Annotated in this window: 24 protein-coding genes; 12 read left to right on the top strand and 12 right to left on the bottom strand. The window is 71.6% G+C overall.

The genetic code is table 11. From position 1 onward, the window contains the following. Nucleotides 1–261: 261 nt before the first annotated feature. Nucleotides 262–573 (top strand): Hpt domain-containing protein, encoded by a 312-nt coding sequence (locus tag ASF28_RS14120; RefSeq protein ID WP_056093586.1) that lies wholly within the window; start codon nucleotides 262–264, stop codon nucleotides 571–573. Nucleotides 574–769: 196 nt separating this feature from the next. After that, nucleotides 770–1090 carry a 2Fe-2S iron-sulfur cluster-binding protein gene (locus tag ASF28_RS14115; RefSeq protein ID WP_056093584.1) on the top strand — a complete coding sequence of 107 codons (321 nt, stop codon included), beginning with the start codon at nucleotides 770–772 and terminating at the stop codon, nucleotides 1088–1090. On the opposite strand, the gene ASF28_RS14110 is transcribed toward ASF28_RS14115, so the two are convergent. Further along, nucleotides 1059–1532 carry a bleomycin resistance protein gene (locus tag ASF28_RS14110; protein ID WP_056093582.1) on the bottom strand — a complete coding sequence of 158 codons (474 nt, stop codon included), beginning with the start codon at nucleotides 1530–1532 and terminating at the stop codon, nucleotides 1059–1061. The two genes, ASF28_RS14115 and ASF28_RS14110, sit on opposite strands and share 32 nt — an antisense overlap. Further along, nucleotides 1529–2704, bottom strand: a complete 1176-nt coding sequence (locus tag ASF28_RS14105; protein ID WP_056093579.1) for a vWA domain-containing protein — start codon at nucleotides 2702–2704, stop codon at nucleotides 1529–1531. Before ASF28_RS14105 ends, ASF28_RS14110 begins: the two co-directional genes overlap by 4 nt. Nucleotides 2705–2942: 238 nt before the next feature. Between ASF28_RS14105 and ASF28_RS14100 the strand changes: the two genes are divergently transcribed. Next, entirely contained in the window at nucleotides 2943–3392 is a 450-nt protein-coding gene (locus ASF28_RS14100) for a hypothetical protein (protein ID WP_056093577.1), read from the top strand. A 73-nt stretch (nucleotides 3393–3465) separates the two neighbouring features. On the opposite strand, the gene ASF28_RS14095 is transcribed toward ASF28_RS14100, so the two are convergent. The 3 genes from ASF28_RS14095 to ASF28_RS14085 all read right to left on the bottom strand — a co-directional run bounded on the left by ASF28_RS14095 (nucleotide 3466) and on the right by ASF28_RS14085 (nucleotide 6610). Then, nucleotides 3466–4080 carry a zeta toxin family protein gene (locus ASF28_RS14095; protein WP_056093574.1) on the bottom strand — a complete coding sequence of 205 codons (615 nt, stop codon included), beginning with the start codon at nucleotides 4078–4080 and terminating at the stop codon, nucleotides 3466–3468. A gap of 14 nt (nucleotides 4081–4094) precedes the next feature. After that, entirely contained in the window at nucleotides 4095–4367 is a 273-nt protein-coding gene (locus ASF28_RS14090) for a hypothetical protein (RefSeq protein WP_056093571.1), read from the bottom strand. A 104-nt stretch (nucleotides 4368–4471) separates the two neighbouring features. Continuing rightward, nucleotides 4472–6610, bottom strand: coding sequence for a TonB-dependent receptor (locus ASF28_RS14085; RefSeq protein WP_056093569.1), 2139 nt, complete (start codon nucleotides 6608–6610; stop codon nucleotides 4472–4474). 175 nt (nucleotides 6611–6785) lie between these two features. Here ASF28_RS14085 and ASF28_RS14080 point away from each other — a divergent pair, with 175 nt between their 5' ends. The 6 genes from ASF28_RS14080 to ASF28_RS14055 all read left to right on the top strand — a co-directional run bounded on the left by ASF28_RS14080 (nucleotide 6786) and on the right by ASF28_RS14055 (nucleotide 11668). Continuing rightward, nucleotides 6786–7544 (top strand): DUF3750 domain-containing protein, encoded by a 759-nt coding sequence (locus ASF28_RS14080; RefSeq protein ID WP_056093566.1) that lies wholly within the window; start codon nucleotides 6786–6788, stop codon nucleotides 7542–7544. A gap of 2 nt (nucleotides 7545–7546) precedes the next feature. Continuing rightward, nucleotides 7547–8029 carry a GNAT family N-acetyltransferase gene (locus tag ASF28_RS14075; protein WP_443189739.1) on the top strand — a complete coding sequence of 161 codons (483 nt, stop codon included), beginning with the start codon at nucleotides 7547–7549 and terminating at the stop codon, nucleotides 8027–8029. 117 nt (nucleotides 8030–8146) lie between these two features. Next, nucleotides 8147–8353 (top strand): ferredoxin, encoded by a 207-nt coding sequence (locus tag ASF28_RS14070; RefSeq protein WP_056094220.1) that lies wholly within the window; start codon nucleotides 8147–8149, stop codon nucleotides 8351–8353. Continuing rightward, entirely contained in the window at nucleotides 8350–9660 is a 1311-nt protein-coding gene (locus tag ASF28_RS14065) for an NAD(P)/FAD-dependent oxidoreductase (RefSeq protein WP_056093560.1), read from the top strand. Before ASF28_RS14070 ends, ASF28_RS14065 begins: the two co-directional genes overlap by 4 nt. Further along, nucleotides 9657–10904, top strand: a complete 1248-nt coding sequence (locus ASF28_RS14060) for a cytochrome P450 (protein ID WP_056093555.1) — start codon at nucleotides 9657–9659, stop codon at nucleotides 10902–10904. Before ASF28_RS14065 ends, ASF28_RS14060 begins: the two co-directional genes overlap by 4 nt. A gap of 167 nt (nucleotides 10905–11071) precedes the next feature. Continuing rightward, nucleotides 11072–11668 (top strand): AprI/Inh family metalloprotease inhibitor, encoded by a 597-nt coding sequence (locus ASF28_RS14055; protein WP_056093552.1) that lies wholly within the window; start codon nucleotides 11072–11074, stop codon nucleotides 11666–11668. Between the two features lie 54 nt (nucleotides 11669–11722). On the opposite strand, the gene ASF28_RS14050 is transcribed toward ASF28_RS14055, so the two are convergent. Further along, complete coding sequence (locus ASF28_RS14050) at nucleotides 11723–13432, bottom strand: outer membrane beta-barrel protein (RefSeq protein WP_056093549.1); 1710 nt, start codon at nucleotides 13430–13432, stop codon at nucleotides 11723–11725. A gap of 262 nt (nucleotides 13433–13694) precedes the next feature. Here ASF28_RS14050 and ASF28_RS14045 point away from each other — a divergent pair, with 262 nt between their 5' ends. After that, nucleotides 13695–14732: a KpsF/GutQ family sugar-phosphate isomerase gene (locus ASF28_RS14045; RefSeq protein WP_056093548.1), complete on the top strand. Its 1038-nt coding sequence runs from the start codon at nucleotides 13695–13697 to the stop codon at nucleotides 14730–14732. Between the two features lie 2 nt (nucleotides 14733–14734). Here the strand turns inward: ASF28_RS14045 and ASF28_RS14040 are convergent, their stop codons facing one another. Beyond that, complete coding sequence (locus ASF28_RS14040; protein WP_056093545.1) at nucleotides 14735–15817, bottom strand: glycosyltransferase family 61 protein; 1083 nt, start codon at nucleotides 15815–15817, stop codon at nucleotides 14735–14737. 110 nt (nucleotides 15818–15927) lie between these two features. On the opposite strand from ASF28_RS14040, the gene mutL reads away from it, so the two are divergent. Beyond that, the gene (gene mutL, locus ASF28_RS14035; protein WP_056093543.1) at nucleotides 15928–17907 is read left to right on the top strand and encodes a DNA mismatch repair endonuclease MutL; all 1980 of its coding nucleotides are present in this window, start codon (nucleotides 15928–15930) and stop codon (nucleotides 17905–17907) included. Between the two features lie 4 nt (nucleotides 17908–17911). Here the strand turns inward: mutL and rsmD are convergent, their stop codons facing one another. From rsmD to ASF28_RS14020, 3 genes are all read right to left on the bottom strand, one after another. Continuing rightward, nucleotides 17912–18469 (bottom strand): 16S rRNA (guanine(966)-N(2))-methyltransferase RsmD, encoded by a 558-nt coding sequence (rsmD, locus tag ASF28_RS14030; protein ID WP_056093540.1) that lies wholly within the window; start codon nucleotides 18467–18469, stop codon nucleotides 17912–17914. Then, the gene (locus ASF28_RS14025; protein WP_244475019.1) at nucleotides 18466–20748 is read right to left on the bottom strand and encodes a pseudouridine synthase; all 2283 of its coding nucleotides are present in this window, start codon (nucleotides 20746–20748) and stop codon (nucleotides 18466–18468) included. The genes rsmD and ASF28_RS14025 overlap by 4 nt, the downstream gene beginning before the upstream one ends. A gap of 190 nt (nucleotides 20749–20938) precedes the next feature. Continuing rightward, nucleotides 20939–21142, bottom strand: coding sequence for a CsbD family protein (locus tag ASF28_RS14020; protein ID WP_056093537.1), 204 nt, complete (start codon nucleotides 21140–21142; stop codon nucleotides 20939–20941). 159 nt (nucleotides 21143–21301) lie between these two features. Here ASF28_RS14020 and ASF28_RS14015 point away from each other — a divergent pair, with 159 nt between their 5' ends. After that, entirely contained in the window at nucleotides 21302–21775 is a 474-nt protein-coding gene (locus ASF28_RS14015) for a nucleoside deaminase (protein ID WP_056093535.1), read from the top strand. A gap of 3 nt (nucleotides 21776–21778) precedes the next feature. On the opposite strand, the gene ASF28_RS14010 is transcribed toward ASF28_RS14015, so the two are convergent. Together ASF28_RS14010 and ASF28_RS14005 are read right to left on the bottom strand one after the other, a co-directional pair. After that, nucleotides 21779–22096, bottom strand: coding sequence for a hypothetical protein (locus ASF28_RS14010; protein ID WP_056093533.1), 318 nt, complete (start codon nucleotides 22094–22096; stop codon nucleotides 21779–21781). A 91-nt stretch (nucleotides 22097–22187) separates the two neighbouring features. Further along, nucleotides 22188–23663: an MFS transporter gene (locus ASF28_RS14005; RefSeq protein WP_056093529.1), complete on the bottom strand. Its 1476-nt coding sequence runs from the start codon at nucleotides 23661–23663 to the stop codon at nucleotides 22188–22190. Between the last annotated feature and the right edge of the window lie 41 nt (nucleotides 23664–23704).

Here is a 23704-nt window from a genome sequence, read left to right as displayed (position 1 = left end):
CGCCATCGGCCGCACCCGGCGAAGGAGATCATTTTACCAATTTACCAAACGAACTTTAGACATCGCCACGGAGGCCGGATACCCGACCCGGCGCGTCCGCCGCAAAAACCTTAACGGAATGGTTACCAAGCCCGGGGCTCGGTTCTCCGCCGTCGGCTTTATCCATGGGGCCCCAATGCTTAAACGCAAACCAAGGGCGGCGCCGCGCCTGTGGATAGGGCCCTCCCGACACCGCCCCCCGAGCCCCCCCGAAAAGCACCCGTGCCCCCCATCGATCACGACCATCTCGCCCGGCAGACCTTCGGCGACGCGGAACTGGCCCGCGACCTCCTGGCGCTGTTCGCCGGTCAATGCCGGCGCCTCCTGCCGGGGATCTGCGATCCGGCCCTGCCCCCGGCCGAGCGGGCGGACCTCGCCCACACCCTGAAGGGCTCGGCCCTCGGGGTCGGCGCCGGCTCCGTGGCGGCGGCGAGCGCCGCCGTGGAGGACACCCTGCGCGCCGGCCGAGAGCCGGGCACGGACGCCCTGGCGCACGCCGTCGCCGCGACCCTGCTGGCGATCCCGCACGGGTGACCGGGGCGAACCCGCCGCAGTGGCCGGGAGGGAACGGCGCGGCGTGTCCCGCGTAAGGGATGGGTTGCCGGCGTCAGCGCAGGAATGCCCGTCGCGCGGCGGCGAACGCTTGCTTTCCGGGGCCTGCCCCTTCAAGGCAGACCTCGCGCCGCACAACCGGCCACACACCCGTTGTACGAGCCCGGAGCCCTTATCGATGCCCAAGATCACCTACGTCGACCATGCCGGCACGGCCCGGACCGTGGACGCCGACGTGGGATCGACCGTGATGGAAGCGGCGATCCGCAACAACGTCCCCGGGATCGATGCCGAATGCGGCGGCGCCTGCGCCTGCGCCACCTGCCATGTCTACGTCGACGATGCGTGGGCCGCCATCGTCGGCCCGGCCGAGGACATGGAGCAGGACATGCTCGATTTCGCCTCGGATGTGCGCACGACCTCGCGCCTGTGCTGCCAGATCCGCATCAAGCCCGAGCTCGACGGCCTCACGGTGACGACGCCGGCCCGCCAGGGGTGAGGGCAGGGTCGCGGGCACGCGTTCCCAGGGCCTCGCAGAAACGGACGAGATAACCGTCCGGGTCCTGCACCAGGACCTGACGGACGCCGACCGCCACGGCGCCGACGCGGTACCAGGCGTCGTGGACGTCGCGGAACAGCGGCCAGTCCAGGGCCGCGAGGGCCGCCAGCACCGGTTCGAGGGTCGCGACGGTGATCTGCAGATTGAGCCCCCGGCCCAGCGGCGGCTCCAGGGGACCGACGGACCAGTTGCCGTTGACCCGGTTGAGCATCACCTGGACGCCGTCCTGCTCCAGGTAGACGAAGCCGTCCTCGGGCCGGGCATAGGCCACGGCGAAGCCGAGTCCGTCGCGCCAGAACGCCAGACTCCGATCGAGATCGAACACGTCGAGCTCCGGCACCAGGGCGGCGAAACCGCCGGCGGGCAGACGGTCGCCGCTCATCGCACCAGTTCGCGCATGGCGGCGTCGATGCCCTCGATGGTGAGGGGATACATCCGCCCGCCGACGATCCGGCGGATCATGGCGATGGACTGGGTGTAGCCCCAGTGATCGGCGGAGACGGGGTTCAGCCACACCGCCTTCGGGAACCGCTCCAGCAGGCGTCCGAGCCAGACCTCCCCGGATTCTTCGTTCCAGTGCTCCACGGAGCCACCCGGCGTCGCGATCTCGTAGGGGCTCATGGAGGCGTCCCCGACGATCACCACCCGATAGTCCGACGGGTAGGTCCGCAGCACCTCCAGCAGGGGCAGGGTCTCGTCGTGGCGGCGGCGATTGTCCTTCCACACGGCCTCGTAGGGGCAGTTGTGGAAGTAGTAGTGCTCCACGTGCTTGAACTCGGACCGGGCCGCCGAGAACAGCTCTTCGGCAAGACCGATGTGCCAGTCCATCGACCCGCCGACATCCAGGAAGAGCAGCACCTTCACGGCGTTGCGCCGCTCGGGCCGCAGCCTCACGTCGAGGTAGCCCTTCGCGGCCGTTTCCCGGATCGTGCCGTCGAGGTCGAGTTCCTCGGCCGCCCCCGTGCGGGCGAAGCGGCGCAGGCGCCGCAGGGCCACCCGCATGTTGCGGGTCCCGAGCTCGACGCCGTCGTCGAGATCCCGGAATTCGCGCTTGTCCCACACCTTCACCGCGCGGAAATTGCGGTTGCCGTCCTGGCCGATGCGGATGCCTTCCGGGTTGTAGCCGTAGGCGCCGAACGGCGAGGTGCCGCCGGTGCCGATCCACTTCGAGCCGCCCTGGTGGCGCTCCTTCTGCTCGGCGAGGCGCTGTTTCAGGGTCTCGAACAGCCTGTCCCAGCCGAGGGCCTTCAGCTCCGCCTTCTCCGCGTCGGTAAGGTACTTTTCCGCGAGTTTGCGCAGCCATTCCTCGGGGATCGCGGAGGGGTCCGTCGCCTCGCCCACGGTCTCGAGACCTTTGAAGACCGTGCCGAACACCCGATCGAACCGGTCGAGGTGGCGCTCGTCCTTCACCAGGGCCGTGCGGGCGAGGAGGTAGAACTCCTCCACGCGCTTGCCGGCGAGGTCGCGGTCGAGGGCCCCCAGAAGGGTGAGGAATTCCCGCAGGGTGACGGGGACCTTGGCCTCGCGCAGGGCGGTGAAGAACTGAAGCAGCATGGGCCGACAACGCGGCACGACGCGGTCCGGGTCAAGGGACCGGCCACGGCCGCGGGAATGCCGGGCGATCCGACATGGCCTGGGTATAACCCGAGATTCCTGTTGATATCCCCGTCCTTCGCCTGGGGAGCGTCGACGGCGGTGTCATCGAAATCGAACACTTGCCCCGCAGGCTCTTCGACAAGTTCAGACGTGATGTCGGAGCGACCGATCGACGACTTCATTGAGGGTGACCGGCATGGCACTCGTCCTGCGCTCGTTGAGCGACTTCAAACGGTTCCTCGCCAAGCCCGGCGCGACGATCCGGGTCGTGCGCAACACCTTCATCGAACGGCAGGGGCCCGCCTATCAGGAGGCCTACCGGCGCAAGGGCATGTACGCCCCCCGCACGGTCCAGGCCCTGTCGAAGAAGGCGGCGGTGTTCGGCGTGCAGGGCCATCCGACGACGGTCTGGCTCTACTGGGACCGCGGCACCCGCAAGTGGCGCTTTTCCGACGACACCGTCGCGATCCCCCTCGACACCGGCCTCGGTCCGCCGGACGAGATCGTCTACCGCTGCAGCGTCTCCCACGACACCGACGCGCCCGACGTGCTGGCCGAAATGGAGCCCGACCCGCGACCGCCCGCGCGCGACGCCTTCGCGAGCCGGCCGACGATGCCGGACCAGGGCCAGGGGCGCCTGCTCTGAGGCGGAGCTGCCGCATCGCGCGTGCCTGCGGAGACGTCCGGATCAATCGATCGCGTGAGATGACCGGCTTGCATCAGTCAGACGCGTACTTGATCACCCAATACGGAAGGGTCTTGACGTAAGATGTCCATTCGATGCCGGCCGTGCCGTTCCGAAACGAAGCTACCATCTGCAAAGGCTGTGTGATCTCGCCCTCGACCGCGATCGGACTGGTGTTATCGAAGAGGGCGCCGGAATCGGTATTCCGAACCGCCTCGCGCAACTGGCGCATCGTGCGGTCATACCGGTCGATGATCTTCCGCTCCGGCACCGCATGACCACCGAGTTCCACCCGCGTCCTGACGCGACTGATATTGATCGCCGGATCCTCCGTGCTCACGAAGAAGAGGCGCGTGTCGAAGCCCGACGCCCTCGCTCGCCGGAGCATGTCGATTTTGCTCACGTGAGACATGACGGTTTCGAACGTGAAGCTGAGCGTGGCAGCAAGGCTGGCCTCGACCCTGGCGAGGGCTTCCGCCTGGGCTGCCAAGGCCCGCTCGTCGTCCGATCCAGACGTCAACCGGCCGGCAATCTCGTCGGCATTGATGTAGGCGCCGAGATCGATCTCGCGCCGCCGCAATTCATCCGTGAGGGTCGTCTTGCCGGACCCGTTCGGCCCCGCCACCATGATGAAGAACGGCTGAGGCACGCCGGCTCAGTCGATCAGGCGTGAGACTTCTGCAACGGTTTGGCTGGCGGAGAAGCCGTCGCGCCGGCAGCCGCGTCCTTCGTCCGAGTCGCCGCGTCTTCGGCGGCAAGGACCGCCGGCTCGAGGGAGCGGATCTTCCGGGCCGGCGACACGATGACCGCGTGCCCTTCCAGAAGGCCATAGGTCGATAGGCCGGCATCATGTGCCTTTTCGATCGCGACCGCACCGGCATGCTCGGCGATGGCGCTCAGTTCGTGCCAGGACAGATCGGTGATCGCGCGTGTCATGGCGAGACTGTAGCACGTCCAAGTCAGATTTGAAGGGAGCCGCCAGCCGCCTACATCGACGGGCCTGTCGCATCGCCTGCATGCCTCCAGCCTCCGGCGCGCCCTCAGAACCGCGCCGTCAGGAACACCCGCACGTTGCGGCCCGGCAAGAGGATCTCGTCCTTCTTGAACGAGGCCGAGTTGCGGATCTGGTCGTTCAGGAGGTTGCGGCCCTGGAGGCCGAGGGTCACTTCGGAGGCGCCGTACAGCACGGGGTCGAGGGGCTTGGTGTAGCTGACCTCGGCGCGCAGGTCGTCGAAGCCAGGGGTCACCGTCTCGATGGGGGCGATCTCCGTGTGGGCGAAGGCATGGAGCAGGTTCACCCGGGCGAACCAGCCGTCGGCGCGGACGAACAGGCCGCCGCCGACGCGGTGAGGCGGGATGCGCGGCACGAAGGTGCCGTCGTCGAACTGGGCGCGGACGAAGTCGTACTGCGCGTCGAGGCCGGCCCAGCCGTTGCCCACGGGCAGAAGATCGAGCTGCGCGCCGATCTCGGCACCGTAGAAGGTGGCGTTGCGCTGCGAGTAGACGATCTGCTGCAACTCGTCGTCGCTGCCGCAGGAAGCGAAATCGTCGCCGCACCGGAGACCCGTATCCCGCTTGAAGATGAAGCCGGTGTAGCGGGTGTAGTAGCCGGTGGCGTCGAGGCGCAGCGGCCCCTCGGCCCGGCGGATGCTGGCCTCGATGGTGCGGGCCCGCTCCTTCTTGAGGGCGGCGTTGCCGATCTCGAAGGTCTCCGTCGCGTCGTGGGCGCCGCGCGAATACAGCTCGAAGGCCGTGGGCGCGCGCTCGACGAAGCTGCCGTTCAGGCTGGCGACGAAACCATTGGGCAGATCCTGCAGGGCGCCGAAGCTGATGCTCTTCGGGGCGAACCGCCGGCGCCGGCCGTAGGAGAACGGGTCCTCGCCCTCGACGGGTAGGAAGTCGCCGGGAAACAGCGTCGCCGTGCCGGTGGAGCGGTCCCCCTCGATGCGGCCGGCGGCCTGGAGGCGCAGGCCGCCTCCCACCGCCAGTTCTTCGAAGAGGTACACGGCGTTGCTGCGGGAATCCGTCGGCGCCAGCAGACCACCCGCCTCACCGGCGGTGCCGAGGGTGCGGCGGCCGGCCTGCAGGCCGAGGGCGCCCGTCAGCGTGCCGAGGGCCGTGAAGACCGGGACGTGCTGGAACTCGACGCGGGCCTCCGCCTCGCGGTTCTTGAACGTGGCCCGGATGCCGTCCTGTCCGTCCTCGCCGATCCCGGTCTCGTCGTGGCGGTAGACCGAGCCGCCCGCCCAGAACCGGATCGCCGCGATGGGCCCGTCGAGGGGGCGGAACTCGCCGCGGGCCAGCAGGCGATCCTGACGCGGGTCGAGGCGGGTGCGGTTCTCCGCCGCCGACCCGCCGGGGATCTGATAGAGCGCGTCGTAGTGGCTGTAGGACAGGCCGACGAAGCCGCGGTCGCCGATGAACGACATCCCGACGGCACCGCCCTGGGACTCGTTGGCCGAATTGCGCTGAATCCCGAGGGGCGTGGCGTAGCTGTCGGCCGCCGTCTTGAATCCGTCGGCATGGACCGCGACGTTGCCCGCGCCCGCATCCACCGTCACGGCGCCGAGGCGGCCGTTGTCCACGGTGGAATACCCCGTGGTGGCCGAACCCGAGATGCCGCGCTCGGGGATGAAGGTCGGCACGCGGTTGTTCTCGGCGCTCACCACGCCGCCGATGGCCTGGGAGCCGAAGCGCAGGGAGGCCGGTCCCCGGATCACCTCGATGCGATTGGCGACCAGCGGGTTGATGGGGACGCCGTGGTCCTCGCCGAGCTCCGACACGTCCTGGATGCCGACGCCGTTCTCCTGGATGCGGACCCGGCTGTTGTCGAGGCCGCGGATGATCGGACGGCTCGCGGCGCCGGGCGCGTAGGTCGAGGCCGAGATGCCCGGACGGTCGGCGAGGGCGTCGCCGAGGGTGCGCGGCTGCTCACGGGCGATCTGGTCGGCGGTGACCACGGTGACGGGCGAGAAGGTGTTGATGGCCACCGGCAGGATGCCGGCGGCCGGGGCGCTCGCCACGCCGCTTCCGCGCAACGGCACGATGGGACTCGGCGAGGTGACGCTGAGCTCGGACAGCGTCGCCTCCGCCTCCTGCGCCCGCGCGCCCACGGACATCGCTCCGGCCCCGGCCAGGACCGTCCCCGCCAGCAGTCCCTTCGCCAAACCGACGCGCATCGTCGAACCCCACCCAACAGACGTTATAATGTTTCATCCGACAAACATGATAATGTAACAAGGTCCTTGGCCGGTCGGCCGGTCAATGGTGCGGCCCTGTTGCGCAGGCGCATCGGTCCGGCACGGGGGCGGCGGGCCTTGCCGGCGCCGCCCGCCGTGCCGAAGTCCCGATCCGATGATTTCCGTCTCCCTCCTGGCGATCCTGCGCGGGCTCGCCCTCCTCGTCCTGCTCGGCTTCCTCCTGCCCCTCGGGACCCACGCCCTGTGGTGGCTCGCCCGGGCCGACGCGGCCCCGAGCTGGTCGAGCGCCGGCCTCCTGGCGCGGCCGAAGCCGGACGATCCGGCCCTCGTCCGGGTCTATGCGGCGCGGGTCGGGCGCTGGCGCGGGATCTTCGCCCACCACAGCTGGATCGTGGTCAAGGCCGCCGGCGCCCCCCGCTACACCCGCTACGACGTCGTCGGATGGGGCCTGCCCGTGCGGACGGACGGTTGGGCGGCGGACGGCCTGTGGTTCGGCAACCCGCCCGAGACCATCCTGACCCTCGACGGGGCCTCGGCCGAGGCGGCGATCCCGGCGGTGCGGGCTGCGGTGGCGGATTATCCGCACCGGGCGCTCGGCTCCTACACGGTCTGGCCGGGGCCGAACTCCAACACCTTCGCGGCCCACGTGATGGCCCGCATCCCCGGCATCGCCACGACCCTCCCGCCCACGGCCCTGGGCAAGGACTGGACGCCGCCCGGACGGTTCGTCGAGCGCACGCCGAGCGGGACCGGTCTTCGCATCGGCCTTTACGGCTATGCCGGCGTGACCCTCGGCTGGGTCGAGGGCATCGAGGTCAATCTTCTCGGTCTGGTCGCCGGGATCGACCTGCGCCGGCCGGCGGTGAAGCTGCCCGGGTGGGGCCGCATCGGCATGACGGGGATCGCCGCATGACTTTGACGATTCGCCCCGCCGAGCCTGAGGATCACGACGCCCTGTGGGCGGTCCTCGAACCGACGATCCGCGCGGGCGAGACCTACGCGCTGCCCCGCGATGGCACCCGCGCGGCCATGCTCGCCTACTGGTTCACACCGGGCAACCGTGTCTTCGTGGCCGTGAGCGAGGGCGTGGTACGGGGCACCTCCCTGCTGCGGGCGAACCAGCCCGGCGGCGGCGGCCATGTCGCCAATGCCGGGTTCATGACCCATCCGGATGCGGGTGGACGCGGCATCGCCGGAGCCATGGGCCGGCACGCCCTGGACACTGCCCGGGATGCGGGATTCGCCGCCATGCAGTTCAACTTCGTCGTGTCCACCAATACCCGCGCCGTCGCCCTGTGGCAGCGCCTCGGATTCGCGGTTGTCGGGCGCCTGCCGGGGGCCTTCCGCCATCCAATCCACGGTTTCGTCGATGCCCTGGTGATGCACCGGACCCTGTGACGCGCGTGCGGTGCGGAACCGCCGGGACCCCGCGGACATTCCGCCTCCATGCCTGACCCGAACCCCGACCGCATCGGTCCATCGCCGAGCCCCGATTTTTCGCGCGCCGCCGGCGGGTTGCGGGTCTCCGTCGATCTCAACCGCTGCCAGGCCTATGCCCAGTGCTGCTACGCGGCGCCGGACCATTTCGTCCTGCACGGGGCCGAGGCGCTGCACTACGATCCCGCCCCGACGGCGGCGGCGCGCGACGCCATCGAGCGCGCCCGCGTCGCGTGTCCGGTCCAGGCGATCCTGGTCGAGGATGCGGGAAACGGACGGCCGTGAGCCAGGACCATCCCTCTCATGGCCGCCCCGCTCACGACCACCTCGTCGTCGTCGGCGCCTCGCTCGCCGGCCTGCGCGGTGCCGAAGCCGCCCGCAAGGCCGGTTTCACCGGTCGCATCACTGTCGTCGGCGCGGAGCCGCACCGGCCCTACGACCGGCCGCCCCTGTCGAAGCAGGTCCTGACCGGCGGCGTCGCACCCGGGGCCACAACCCTGCCGAACCTCGAACCCCTCGATGCGGAGTGGCGCCTCGGCTCGGCCGCCGCCGGTCTCGACCGGTCCGGACGGGCCGTGATCCTGGAGAGCGGCGAGCGCATCGCCTACGATCGCCTTCTCATCGCCACCGGCGCGCGGGCGCGGCCCTGGCCGGATGCGGCCGAGGGCCGGCTCGGGGGCGTCCACACCCTGCGAAGTCGCGACGATGCGGCGGCCCTGCGGGCGTCGCTGGCGACCAAGCCCGGCCGGGTGCTCGTCATCGGTGGCGGCTTCATCGGCTGCGAGGTCGCCGCCGCCTGCCGCGATCTCGATCTGCCCGTCACCCTGGTCGAGAGCGGTTCGACGGTGCTCGAACGGGTGCTCGGCAGCCATCTCGGCTCCGTCGTCGCGGCCCTGCACGCGGCACGCGGCGTCGACCTGCGCTTCGGCGCCAAGGTCGAGGCCCTCGAGGATGACGGCACCGGCCACGTGGTCCGCGCCCGCCTCGCCGACGGACGCACCATCGCGACGACGTGCGTGGTCGTCGCCCTCGGCGCGGTCCGCAACACCGGTTGGCTCCACGGTTCCGGCCTCGCCTTCGACGACGGCGGCGTCGAGTGCGACGCGGACGGTCACGTCCTCGACACGGACGGGCGCCCCGACCGAACCATCGCGGCCGCCGGCGACGTGGCGCGGTTTCCCCATCCCCTCTACGACGGACGTCGCGTCGCCCTGGAGCATTGGGGCCACGCGGTGGCGCAGGGCGCCCATGCGGGGCGCCTGCTCGCCGGTCATTCCATCGCGCGAGCCTATGCCGAGGTGCCGGCGTTCTGGTCGTCGCAGGGCGGGATCACCCTCAAGATGGTGGGTCTGACGGAGGGCGCCGACGCCCTCGTCATCGCCCAGGGCGATCCGAAGACCGGGCGGTTCCTCGCCCTCTACGGCCGTGCCGGCCGCTGCGTCGCCGCCGTCTCGTTCGATTCCGTGCGCTGGCTGCCGGCCTATGCCGCGATGGTGGCGGAGGGCGCGCCGTTCCCGCCGATCCGGGGCGCCGTGGACCAGGGCCGCCTGACGGTGCTGCCGCCCGGGTTTCCGAAAGAGGACGAGCGATGAGCGACGCGACCCTGTTCGAGCAGGTCAAGGACGAGGCCAACCGCGTCGATCCGTATCCCCTCTTCGCCCGCCTGCGCGAGACGCCCGTGTCCCGCCAGTCCGACGGCACCTACGTCGCCGCGACGCACGCGGCGATCGGCAGCCTGCTGCACGACCCGCGCATCAGCTCCGAGACCCTGCCGCCGGCCGACCGTCCGAAGACCGGCAACCCGATCTCGGACTGGATCGTGAAGCCGATCCGCGACCGGATCACCGACACCCACCGGCCGTTCATTTTTCGTGATCCGCCCGATCACGACGCCCTGCGCAAGGCGGTGATGCACGAGTTCACGCAAGAGCGTGTCCAGTTGCTGCGCGAGCGCTCGCACGTCCTCGTGGACGAGATCCTGGACAAGCACGCTGGTTCGACGAGCTTCGATATCGTTGACGACCTCGCCTATCCGCTTCCCGTAACCATCATCTGCGAGCTGCTCGGCATTCCGACGGAGGACGAGCCGCAGTTCCACGGCTGGGCGACGCAGCTCGCCACCGCCCTCGAACCCGACACCATGGCGGACACTGAGAAGCGATCGGAGAACAGCCGGACCTTCGAGACCATCTCCGAATACATGACCGGTCTCATCAAGGAGAAGCGCCGGCACCCGAAGGACGACATGCTGTCGGGGCTGGCCGTGGACGGCGTGCCGGGCATCCCGCGCATGGGCGACTACGACCTCATCGCCACCTCGATCCTGATGCTGGTGGCCGGCCACGAGACCACCGTGAACCTCATCGCCAACGCCATGCTGGCGCTGATGCGCCACCCGGTGGAGTTCGCCCGCCTGCGCGACGATCCATTCCTCGCGCCGCGCCTCATCGAAGAGGTGCAGCGCTACGATCCCCCGGTCCAGTTCCGCACCCGCCGGGCGCTGGCGGATATCCCCATGGGCGACGTCACGATTCCCGAAGGCGCGGACGTGATCCTGCTCCTGGCCTCCGGCAACCGCGACCCGGCGGTGTTCACGGACCCCGACCGCTTCGACCCCGACCGGGGCGGCATCCGCCACCTCGGCTTCGGCGGCGGCCTGCATTACTGCGTCGGTGCGCCCCTCGCCCGGTTCGAGGCGGAGGTGGCCCTGACCGCCCTCGCCCGGCGCCTCGACAACCCGCGTCTCCAGGCCGATCCGCCGCCGTATCGGCCCGGTTCGGCCCTGCGCGGCCCCAAGCACCTGCGCCTGTCCGTCGACGGCATCAGAAAGGCCTGATCCGGCCGGTTTGCGGCGTTCCGGCCACACCGGAGCGCAAAGTCACCGGCCCGCACGGGAATCCCCAGGACGCGGCCGGCCCTGCCTTGCGGCCATCGCATTTGGCGGTGAGGCAGCCCGCACGAGGGTCGTGCCCACGACCCCGACGTGTTCGGGATTTGCCACAGATGCCGCGTCCGCTGCTGACGACCGTCGCCCTCCTCGCGCTCGCCGCCGGCCTGGGCGCCTGCGCCTCGTCGCGTCTCGACGGTCCCGTCCGCGGCCGTGGCCCCGGTCCCCAGGCGGCCCTCGATGTGGTGCCGGCCATGCCCTCGGCCCCCATCACCTCGGCACCCCTGGCGCCCCCGCCGGGCGTCGCCGCCGCGCCCGTGGACGCGCCGATCGGGGCCGATGTCGCCGTCGCCCCGGCGACCCCCGTCATCGCCCCCGAGCCGAGCGTCGCGGCCATCGCCCCGCCGGCCCCGCCCCCCGTGGTCGTGGCCTCCGGCCGCTCCTCCGTGGTCGGCAGCTGGACGGCCAAGGACGCCACCGGTGCGACCTGCCGGGTCGCCCTGTCGAGCGCGCCGGCCCTCGACCTGTACAAGGCCAATGCCGCCGCCTGCCCGAACAAGGACCTCGCCAAGGTCACGGCCTGGGATTACCGCGACGGCGAAGTCTACCTCTACCAGCCCGGCGGCACCGTCACGGCCCGCCTGCGCCAGGGCGGCGGCGCCCTCGACGGCGCGCTGTCCAAGTCCGGCGCGTCCCTGGCGATGGTGCGCTGAGGGGAGGGACCGCACCCATCTTCGCTCGCCGAACCGGCCCCGGCGGAGGATGCGTCAGGGACTGACCCGCAGGCCGAGCAGCCAGGTGTTGGAGCGGAAGCTCGCCGTGGCGACGGAGCTGTCGACCTGCTGATAGATGTAGCTGCCGCGCACGGAGAGCCAGCGGTTGAATCGGTAATCGAGGCGCGCCGTCGCGGAGAACCCGCGCTCGGAGATGTTCACCCGGTCGTAGTCGCTGGTCACGTAGGTGATCCCGCCGATGAGCGAGAGGTTGCGCAGGAGGTCGTGCTGGGCCTCCAGGGTGACGGCCTGGGTCAGGACACCGCTGGAGCCCGGCACGGACGTCTCGACGACACCCGCCGTGGCGTTGAGGCGGACCGTGGTGAGGGGGCTCGCGGTCCAGATCAGGGACGCGCTCATCACCGGGGCCGTGAGGTTGCGCAGGGTCGGGTCGTTGTAGGTGCGGTGCTGCAGGCCGGCCGAGACCTCGCCCGAGACGAACCGGGTCAACGCGATGGTGGCCCCCGCCGATAGGGTCAGTCCGTCGGAATCGCGCCGGATGCCGGATGAATCGACGCGCACGTCGTAGACGCGCGTATCGGCCAGGACATCGACGAACGGCACGATGTTCGGCGAAACCTCGTAGCCGGCCCGCAGCTGCAGGCCGTACTGGTTCAGGTTGCGGTCGCCCTGGGCGATCACGGTTCCGTCGCCGAGGCGCGCATCCTCGAACTGCGAACGGTCGAGGAGGCCGCGCAGGGAGAGCTGGAGGCGGTTGAACACCTGCGTGACGCCCACGGTGGTGCCGTAGCTCATGACGAGGGGGCGCGTCGCCGCCCCGACATTGAGGTCGGGGGTGCCGGTGCGCTGGGTGTCGACGGCGAAACGGCCCTCGACATCGATGCGGGTGTCGCGGTTGGCGTCGATCCGGAGGCGGGTGACGCCGGCGCCGTTGGGACGGCTTGCCGCCTGGTTGTCGGGGTAGTCGAGATAGGCCCCCCGCAGCTCGCCGCTGAGCTCGCTCGCCGACCAGTCGCTGCGGAAGGCCAGATCCGCTTCCGTGCGCAGGACCATCGACGGCTTGGCCGCCACACGGGTGATCTGCTCCGGATTGGTGTCGTAGCCGATGCTCTGCTGGAAGCTCGGCAGGAAGGTGAAGGTCCCGACCTTGATCCCGAGGGGCGCGTAGGCCTGATCGATGGACAGGGGCTGGCGCAGGCCGCCGCCGAACAGGAACCCCGTGGTCTGGATGCCGGCGAGCGGCAGCAGGGGCGGCCCGGGGACGCCGATCACGGCACTGCGGACGATCGGCGTCAGCCGCAGGTCGGTGGGCGAGGCCTGGGTGATCTGGCGCGTGGCCCGGATCGTGGGCGACCCGGAGCGGCGGAGCGGCGCCGCCCGCCGCCGCAGGATTGGGCCGAGGGCGCGGTTGTTGGGGGCGCTCGAGGTCCGCAACGCCATGACCGCGCGGGTCGGCGCCCTGGCCCCGGCCCCCGATTCGCCGCCGGACGTGTCGCCGCTCGCGGGCAGGCCCGCTCCCGTATCCGTGGCGCCGTTCCCCGTGACGCGCGACGGCGCGGTGTCGCCGCCCGTCGCGTCGGCGAGGGGATCGGCCTGGGCGGTGGTGCCGAAACTCGGGGCCTGGCTGCGCTGGCTCTGGAACGACACCTGCGCGTCGGCGGCGCCCGGCAGGAGGAGGACGGCCGTCAGGGTGAGGCCGCCGAGGCTTCGGTTCCGCCACTCGCCCGTCGGCCGCACACGCATCACGGACCTGTTGTCCTTCGCAGGGGAGGCGCGGCGCCGTGGGCGCCCCGGACTCGAGGAACGAACCGCCCGGCGGGCGGCGGATCATGGTTAAGAGCGCTACAACCGGCAGGGTTAATGCGCCGTCAACGGACTTGCGGGCCCGACCGAGCGGGGCCGCCGTGCGACCACATTCCGGCGCCATAGGCGCACCATCGCCCGCGCCATGAGCCCTCCACACGGGCTCGATCGGGCGCGACTTCATACGAGGAGACGGGGCGGAATGGCTCCAGCGAACACGGCCCTGGGCGTCGCGGCACGCGACACGGCCTCCGACCCGACACCGGCCGTCGCCTCGGCCCTGCGCACCATCGGAACCGAGCGGGACGGCCTCGCCTGCCTCATGGACGCCATCGCCAGCGGTGTCGGGGGGAACGACCTCGGCGCAGCTTTCACGGCGGCCGTGGCGCATCTCAGCCGCGCCCGGGGCCGGGCGATCCTCACCGGCATGGGCAAGTCGGGCCATATCGGCCGCAAGATCGCCGCCACCTTCGCCTCCACGGGGACCCCGGCCCTCTACGTCCACCCGGCGGAGGCGAGCCACGGCGACCTCGGCATGATCCAGCCCGAGGACGTGGTGGTGGCGCTGTCGTGGTCGGGCGAGACCACGGAGCTCGCCGACATCATCGGCTACGCCCGCCGCTACCGCGTCGGCCTCATCGCCATCACGGCCAATCCGGGCTCGACCCTGGGACGGGAGGCGGATGTCTGCCTGACCCTCCCGAAAGCCCGCGAGGCCTGTCCCAACGGCCTCGCCCCCACCACCTCGACGGCGATGCAGCTGGCGCTGGGCGACGCCCTCGCCGTCGCACTCCTCGAAGCGCGCGGTTTCTCGGCCCGGGAATTCGGCATCTACCATCCGGGCGGCCGCCTCGGCGCGTCCCTGCGTCAGGTGCGCGAGGTGATGCACACGGGCGAGCGCCTGCCCGTGGTCGCGCGCGGTACGCCCATGCGCGAAGCCATCCGCGAGATCGACGCCAAGGGCTTCGGCTCCGTGCTGGTGGTGGAAGCGGACGGACGCCTCGCCGGCATCGTCACCGACGGGGATCTCCGCCGCAACGTCTTCCGCAGCGACCTCGACAGCCTCGCCGTCGAGGCCCTGATGAGCGGCACCCCGCGCACGGTGGTGCCGGAAACGCTGCTGGCGAAGGCCCTGGAAATCCAGGAATCCATGAAGATCACCACCCTGGTGGTGATCGAGGACGGCCGTCCCGTGGGCCTCGTCCACTACCACGACCTCCTGCGGTCCGGAGTCGCCTGACGTCAGGGGCGGCCGAGCCAGCGCCCGATCCGGGCCGTGAGCGGCCCGCGCTCGGCCCGGCGCCGTGCGGCGTCCCGCTTGGCGTCGTAGGCTTCGAGGGCGTCGAACTCCGCAGCCCGACGCACCAGTTCCTCCGCCACCCCCTCGGGATCGGGCACGGACCAGCCGAAATGGAAGCCGTCGTCGGGCCCGGTATCACTCCCGGCCGGGTGATAGTAGCGCCCCTGCGTGCCGTTGAGGCCGTCCAACAGGGGGAAGTTCGCGTTGAGGTGCCGCGCCCAGTTGAGGCCGAGGATGCGCCGGCCGGGCGCGGCGAAGGCCGCGGTGTGGAAGGCCGATCCAGTCGTGCCCATCACCACCCGGCGCTCCGAGAACAGCCGCACCAGGTCCGGCAGTTCGAGGGCCTCCGGATGGACGATATCGACCCCGCGCCGGGCGAGCGCCGCTTCGAGGTCCGGTTCGTTGCGCAGGCGCGAGATGCCGGAGGCGAGACGCGTCTTCGACAGGTAGGCCGGGCGTTCGATGCCATCGACGGTCACGCCTGACCAGAACGGGCGTCCGATGGTCCGCACCAGGTCGGCATGGACGGCGTGGGCGGAGGCCTGCTCCACGAGGCTCGGCTCCGGCAACAGGAGGTACGCAATCCGGGTCGGACGGTCGAACCGTACCATGTCGCGCGGCGTCAGGCCGAAGGCCGACAGGATCGGAGCGAGGAAGGGCAGGGCGGCGGGCTCTGCGTCGCCCCGGTAGAGTAGGCGCGGCGGCGGGCCGTGCCAGTCGAGGAGCGGCCACAGGCGCCCCAGCGTACCGACGAGAAAATGCCCGTAATGGGGTGCCAGGGGCCCGAGGTAGAGGTGCGGGACCGGCTCCGCACCCGCCACCGGGTCGTCGGCGGCGACGTCCGGGGGATTGCCGTCGGGGTGCGTACCGTCGAGCTGCGTGCCGTCCGGCCCGGTCACGGACCAGGGCGCGGTGTCCGTCGCGGGCCGGTAGACCGCGTCGGTCACCACACGAAGGGCCGGCGGGGCGGCGATGCGGTCGGTCCGCCCCCACACCACCCGGCAGCGCTCCAGAAGATCGGTCACGACACGGCTCGTTCCCCGGGGCAGGCCCGATTCCGTTGCGGACGGGATGACGCGAACGGACCCCGGCCCCTCGCCTTCCGGCGACGTGACGGCGGTCGTATAGTCCGGTCATGCCGTCCACGCCATCCCGCCCCCCCGCACCCGTCCGCCGCCTCGATCCGATCCTCGTCGATCGCATCGCCGCCGGCGAAGTGGTGGAACGGCCGGCCTCGGCCGTGAAGGAACTCGTGGAGAATGCCATCGACGCGGGTGCACGGAGCATCGAGGTTACCGTCGAGGGCGGGGGCCGGCGCCTCATCCGCGTCGTCGACGACGGGGCCGGCATGGATGCCGACGACCTCACCCTCGCGGTGGAGCGCCACGCCACCTCGAAGCTGCCCGGCGGCGACCTGACCCGCATCGACACCCTCGGCTTTCGCGGCGAGGCCCTGCCGTCCATCGGCGCCGTGGCGCACCTGACCCTCACGAGCCGCACGGCGGACGGCGAGACCGGCCACAGCCTGATGGTGGACGCCGGTATCCGCGGCGAGGTCCGCCCCGCCCCGAGCCCGCGCGGCACCCGCATCGAGGTCGCCGACCTGTTCTCGGCGACACCGGCCCGGCTGAAGTTCCTCAAATCCGACCGGGCCGAGACGGCGGCCATCGCCGATGGCCTCCGGCGCCTCGCCGTGGCCGAGCCCGGCATCCGCCTCGTCCTGCGGTCCGAGGGCGGCAGCCCCCTGGTGTTCCCGGCCGAGGGCGAGGGTGGTCCGGCCGCCATGCTCCGACGCCTGACGGCAGTGCTCGGGCCGGATTTCGGCGCCAATGCGGCGCCCCTCGACATGGCGCGCGAGGGTTTCGCCCTGTCGGGCCATGTCGGCCTGCCGAGCTATCACCGGGGCAACGCCAATCAGATCCACTTCACGGTGAACGGCCGGCCCGTGCGCGACCGCCTCCTGCTCGGCGCCGTGCGCGGCGCCTATGCCGACACCATGAGCTCCGACCGCCATCCCGTGCTCGCCCTGTCGATCACCTGCGATCCAGCCTTCGTCGACGTCAACGTCCACCCGGCGAAGACCGAAGTGCGATTCCGCGACGCCTCCCTCGTGCGCGGCCTCATCGTCAGCGCGATCCACGAGGCCCTGCGCCGGGCCGGCGCCCGCACGGCGACCACCACCGCTGCCCGGACCCTGGACGCCCTGCGGGGAGAGATTTTGCCCCTGGGCGTCCCGGATACTTTCGCGGAGGCGGGCGGGGGCCGGCCGATGCAGGCCCATACGGGGTGGGGCGCGCGGCCCGCGACTACGGCGCCCCTGCCGCGCGGCCTGCCCTCGTTCGGTGCGCCGGGGCGCTTTCCCCCGGCGCGGAGCGGCTTCGACGAGGCGCCCCAGGCGGCCTTCACCCACGATTTCGCCCCGCCCGGCGCCGATTTTCGTCAGAACGCCGACCCGAGCCAGGAGGGCGGTTCTCCAGACGACGCAACCGAGGCGGCCGGCGACCATCCCCTCGGGGCGGCTCGGGCCCAGCTCCACGAAACCTACATCGTCGCCCAGACCCGCGACGGCCTCGTCCTCGTCGATCAGCACGCGGCGCACGAGCGCCTCGTCTACGAGCGCCTGAAGCGCGAGCGCGCGGCGGGCGGCATCGCCCGCCAGGGCCTGCTGATTCCCGATGTCGTCGAGATGGCCCCGGACGACGCCGCGCGCCTCCTCGACGCAGCAGGGGACCTCGAGCGCCTCGGGCTCACCCTCGAGGCCTTCGGCACCGGCGCCGTGCTGGTGCGCGAGGTGCCCGCGGCGCTTGCCGGCGCCTCGACCCGGACCCTGGTCATCGACATCCTCGACGCCCTGGCGGGCAGCGGCCTGGAGGAGGGCAGCCTCGACGGGCCGGAGGCGGGCGGCGGCCCCCTGAGCCGGCGCCTCGACGCGATCCTGTCGCGCATGAGCTGCCACGGCTCGATCCGGGCCGGCCGGCGCCTGCGCCCGGAGGAGATGAACGCGCTCCTGCGCGAGATGGAGGCGACGCCCCTGTCGGGTACGTGCAACCACGGTCGCCCGACCTTCGTCGCCCTGAAGCTTGCCGATATCGAGCGGCTGTTCGGCCGGCGCTGAAAGCTCAGCCGGTGTAGCGAACGAACGCGACGGCCGTGTCGCCGTAGACCCGGCGCTCCAGCTCCGAGAAACCCGGCGGCGGCGCGACGGTGACGCTCGCGGTTTCCTCGACCACCACGAGGGCGCCGGGCACGAGCCAGCCGCCGGAGGCCGCCGAGGCCAGGGCCGCCGGGGCGAGGTCGCGTCCGTAGGGCGGATCGCAGAACACGAGGCCGAAGGTGCCGCTGGTGCCCACCGGCCCAAGGCGGGTGGCGTCGCGGCGAAACAGCCGGGTCCGCCCCTCGGCGCCGAACGCCTCGATGTTCTCGCGGATCAGGCCGCGTGCCTCGGCCCCCTCGTCGACGAGGAGGGCGTAGGCGGCGCCGCGCGACAGGGCCTCGAAGCTGAGGGCGCCCGTGCCGGCGAAGAGATCGAGGACGCGGGCGCCGACGGCCGCGTCGTCATAGGCGTGGGCGAGGACGTTGAACACGGCCTCGCGCAGGCGGTCGGAGGTCGGGCGGATGGCGTCGGTCTTCGGGGTGGCGAGGCGGCGACCGCGCTGGTCGCCGCCGACGATCCTCACCGGCCGCCGCGCGGCGGACGGCCCGCGCCGCCGCCGGGCTTGCCGAAGCCACCGCCGGGCTTGCCACCCGCGCCGCCGCGACCGCCGGCCCCGCCGGGCCTGGCGCCACCGACCCGACCGGCTGCACCGTCCTGGAAGCCGCCCGGCTTGCCACCGCCACCGCCGGGCTTGCCGAATCCGCCGGGCTTGCCGAATCCCCCGGATTTGCCGAACCCGCCCGGCTTGCCCCCGGCCTTGAATCCACCGGGCTTGTCGCCGGGGCGGAAGCCGCCGCGATCGGCGCCGGAGCGCTCGGCCCCGATGTCGCGATCCCCGCCGCCCGAACGTTCGCCGTCCCTGAAACCACCTGCCTTGAAGCCGCCCGCCTTGAAGCCACCGGGTTTGCCCCCGCCGGCGCGGAAACCGCCGGGACGGTCGTCGCCGCCCCGGAAGCCGGGCTTGTCGCCCCGGAAGCCGGACGGCTTGTCGCCGCGCGGTTCGCCGCGGTTGAAGGCCGGCCGCTCGGCGCGGTCGTTGAAGCCACCGCCGTCGCGGGGCTTGAAGCTGCGCGGGCGCTCGTCGCCGCCGCGCGGGGGACCGCGCCGCTCGGCGCCGTCCGGCTTCGCGAAGGCGCGCGGCGCGCCCTGACCACGCGGCGCGTCGTCCCGGCGCGGGGGACGGGCATCGTTGTCGAAACGGCGCTGCTGCGGGCGCGCCGCCTCGCTCGGGCGGGCGGCCGCTTCGTTCTGGCGCGCGGCGCGGGCATCCGACTGGCGGACGGTGCGCACCGGACGCTCGGCCGCGCTGGCATCGTCGCGGCGGGCGCCGCGGTCGCGACGGTGCGGCTCGGGCGCCGGCTCCTGCGGGCTCGCCTTCAGGCGCTCCACGAGAACGCGGCGGTCGCCGGTCCCGATGGAGCCGACGCGCTCGCGGCCGCGCGCGGCGGCGGCCTCACGCTCAGCCTTCGGATCGGCGCCCCGGCGCGGGATCTTGACCCGACGTGGACCGTCCTCCTGCGGGGCCTCTTCCTCGGCACGCCAGACGGAGCGGCGCGGGCCGGCGCTGTTGCCGCCGGTGGGCACCCGGGCGGGGGCCGTCGGCTTGTACATGGGGCGGTCGCCGCCCCGCGACGGACCCCGGTCGGACCCGCGCGCGGGCCGGGCCTCGCCGTCGTCGCCATCGCGGCGCTCGCGCTGCTGGGCCGCCGAGGCGCTGCGGGCCGGCTGCTTCGCCTGCTGCTTCGGGGAGCCGAACGGCGCGATGGGCTCGCGCACGGGGCTCTCGAAATCGACGCCCGCCTGATCGGATAGGCCGGGCCCGAGCTGCTCTTTCAGCACCTTGGTGCGAATTTCTTCCGTCAGCCCGGCCTCGAGGTCGCCGAGCTGGAACGGCCCGAACGACAGACGGATCAGCCGGTTCACGGCGAGGCCGAGATGCTCGAGGATGCGCTTGACCTCGCGGTTCTTGCCCTCGCGCAGGCCGAGCGTCAGCCAGAGGTTGTCGCCCGACGCACGGTCGAGGACCGCGTCGATGGGGCCGTAATCCATCCCGTCGATGGTGACGCCCTTGCGCAGCTTGTCGAGCTCGGCCTGATTGGTGTCGCCGTGGGCCCGCACGCGGTAGCGCCGCAGCCAGCCCGTATCCGGGTGGGCGATGACCTTGGCGAGGCCGCCGTCATTGGTCAGCAGCAGCAGGCCCTCGGTGTTGATGTCGAGGCGGCCGATGGCCACCACCCGGGGCAAATCCTCGGGCAGGGCCTCGAACACCGTCTGGCGCCCCTCCGGATCGCGGGCCGTGGTCACGAGGCCGCGCGGCTTGTGGTAGATCCACAGGCGGGTGCGCTCGCGCTCGGGCAGGGGCTCGCCGTCCACGGTGATCGCGTCGTCCGCCGTCACGTTGATGGCTGGCGAGGTCAGGATCTTGCCGTTGAGGGTCACGCGGCCCTGCTCGATCATCACCTCGACGTCGCGGCGCGAGGCGATGCCGGCCCGGGCGATGGCCTTGGCGATCCGGTCGCCCTCGTGGGCCGACGCGTCCTTGTCCGCTTCGCCGGCTTCCGACGGCGCCCGCTCGGCGACGGGTCTGGGCAGGGGAACCGCTTTGCGCCGGAGGGGCGCATCCCCCCCGCGCGACGGCATCGCGGCTTTGCGGACCTTGGGCTGCTCCTCGGCCGTGGGACCCGGTACCCCGGCATCGGTGGCGGGGGTCCAGGGGGCGGGCGCGGCGGCCTGATTCGAAACGGAGGGGGCGGCGGGCGCGTCGTCGGACCCGCCCGTCTTGTCGTCGTTGTTGTCGCTCATGCCTGCCCCATAACAGAGCGGAGGCGCCGTTGCGAGATATCCCGCGCCGAAGCCAGCATCTCGCGGCGCATGGCGCCCGAGACATCGGGGGAGCGGCCACGAAAAAAGCAGCCCGGAGGCTGCCTTTCCGAACAGTCTGCCGACGTCCCGCGAGGGAAAGTGCGTCAGCGACCTGTCATGGACACGAAGATCAGAGCTTGCTCTTCACCGTATCGGCGGCGCTCTTCACGCCGTCCTTGGCATCGCCCACCGTCTTCTGGGCTTCGCCCTTCAGCTCCTGGGCCTTGCCTTCGGCCTTGAGCTTGTCGTTGTCGGTGGCGTTGCCGATGCCCTGCTTGATGTTGCCGACGGCCTCGTTGGCGACGCCCTTGATCTTGTCGGTGGTGCTGCTCATCGTGAGATCCTCGTGTGAGACGGGCGGCCTTGGCCGCGTTGCAGATGAAACGGTCACGCCTCGCGGGTGGTTCCCCGGAACCTGCCCAATGGGCCGGCACCCTGGCGCGCCGGGAGGCGGCGATTGTCGTGGGGGCGGCGATCCGACTAGGACGGAGCGATGCCGACGCACGCCCCGCCCGACGCCAGCGACGATCCCCTGAGCCGCGCCTTCGAGGCTGCGCGGCGCGCGGCCCTGGCCGGCGAGGTCCCCGTGGGCGCCGTGGTGGTGCGGGATGGCCGCATCATCGCGACCGCCCACAACCGGCCGCGGGCCCTGAAGGACCCGACGGCGCACGCGGAGATCCTGGCGATCCGCGCGGCTTGCACGGTTCTGCACGACGAACGCCTGACCGGCTGCGACCTCTACGTTACCCTGGAGCCGTGCCCCATGTGCGCGGGCGCCATCGCGTTCGCCCGCATCCGTCGCCTGTATTTCGGGGCGTACGACCCCAAGGGCGGCGGGGTCGAGCACGGTCCGCGCGTGTTCAACCAGCCGACCTGCCACCATGCCCCGGAGGTGTATGGCGGCTTTCGCGAAGCCGAGGCCGCCGGATTGCTGCGGGCGTTCTTCGCGGAACGCCGCGAGACGTAGGCGTCAGCTTCCGCCGCCGCCCCCGCCGCCGGTGTTGCCGATGGGCTTGGCGTTCTGCTCGGCATTGCCGCTGGCGCCGGAATTGTTCGAGCGGGTCTCGGCGCCGGTGGCGCCCGGGGCCACCGAGCCGATGGAACCGGGGCCGCCATTGTCGATGCCGCCCGGTTTCACCACGGACGTGTCCGGGGTTCCGGGCGTCGTGATCCGGGGCGGTCCGGGCTGGCGGATCTCGGCGGGGCCGCCGCTCTGGGCCAGCGCCGGCGTCGAGAAGGAGCCTGTCGCCAGAACGAGGGCGGCGGAGGTCAGGAAGAAGCGCTGCATGAAGGACGTCCTCTTGCGATGAACCAAGGTTTTCCGTGGGATCAACGGGTCGAATGCTTTCGGGTTGCAGCTTCGACCCGCCCGCCCGCCGTCATGCCGCCGCCAGGGGCTTCGACACGTCTTCCAGGGACTTGCCCTCGGCCGCCGTCCCCCAGATGCCGCCGACGATGGCCGCCACCGCCATGAGCGTGGCGCCGATGGCGTAGCCGATGAGGACGTTGTCGCGGGACCCCGTCTCCACCAGGGCCCCGAACAGGAGCGGCCCCGAGACGCCGCCAATGCCGGTGCCGAGGGCATAGAATACCGCGATGGCGAGCGCCCGGATCTCGAGGGGGAAGGTCTCGGCCACGGTGAGGTAGGCGGCACTCGCGGCGGCGGAGGCGAAGAAGAACACCACCATCCAGGCCGCCGTCTGGCCGACGGGGCCGAACACCTCGATCTTGAACAGGTAGCCCGTGATGGTGAGCAGCACCGCCGAGATGCCGTAGGTGAAGGCGATCATCTGGCGACGGCCCCAGGTGTCGAACAGGCGCCCCAGGAGCAGCGGACCGAGGAAGGAGCCGAGGGCGAAGGGCAGCAGGTACCAGCCGACATGGTCGCCCGGCACGCCGTAGAAGCGCTGGAGCACGAGGGCGTAGGTGAAGAACAGGGCGTTGTAGAAGAACGCCTGCGCCACCATCAGGGCGAGGCCGACGAGAGTCTGCTTGCGGTGGCCGCCCAGCATGGTGCCGAACACTTCGCTTAAGGGGGTGTGGCTGCGGGTCTTCAGCTTCATGCGCTTCTTCGGATCGACGGGCGGCAGCGTCAGGCCCTCGTCGGTGAAGCGCTTCTCGATGCCGGTGACGACGCGGTCGGCCTCGGCCACGTAGCCGTGGGTGGCGAGCCAGCGCGGGCTCTCGGGGATCCAAGTGCGTAGAAGAAGGATCACCAGGCCGATGCCGCCGCCGACGAAGAAGGCGATGCGCCAGCCCCAGGCCGGGTCGATCATGCCGGGACGCAGGACGGCGATGGACAGGAACGAGCCCAGGGCCGCGCCGATCCAGAACGAGCCGTTGATGACGAGGTCGGTCCAGCCGCGCACGCGGGCGGGGACGAGCTCCTGGATCGTCGAATTGATGGCGGTGTACTCGCCGCCGATCCCGGCCCCCGTGAGGAAGCGGAAGATGCAGAAGCTCCAGATATTCCAGGACAGGCCCGTGGCGGCGGTGGCCGCGAGGTAGAGGGCCAGGGTGATGAAGAACAGCTTCTTGCGCCCGATGCGATCGGTGAGCCAGCCGAATCCGAGGGCACCGACGACGGCGCCGACGAGGTAGGAGCTCGCCGCGAGGCCGATATCGAACTCCGTGAAGCTCATGGGCGCGGCGCGCAGCGCCCCCACGAGGGAGCCGGCCAGGGTCACCTCGAGGCCGTCGAGGACCCAGGTTATGCCGAGGGCCACGATGACGAGGACGTGGAAGCGGCCCCAGGGCAGGCGATCGAGGCGGGCGGCGATGTCGGTGTCGATGACGGTGCCCATGGGCACGCGCTCCGGCGTGGCGCCGGACGCGGTCTCTGCCTTGGTCGCCATCGACACCTCGTTAAGCGTATTGGGGGACAGGTGTGGGCAAT

This window comes from Methylobacterium sp. Leaf99, from assembly GCF_001422375.1.
Taxonomy (GTDB): domain Bacteria; phylum Pseudomonadota; class Alphaproteobacteria; order Rhizobiales; family Beijerinckiaceae; genus Methylobacterium.
This window is presented reverse-complemented; position numbering and strand designations above follow the sequence as displayed.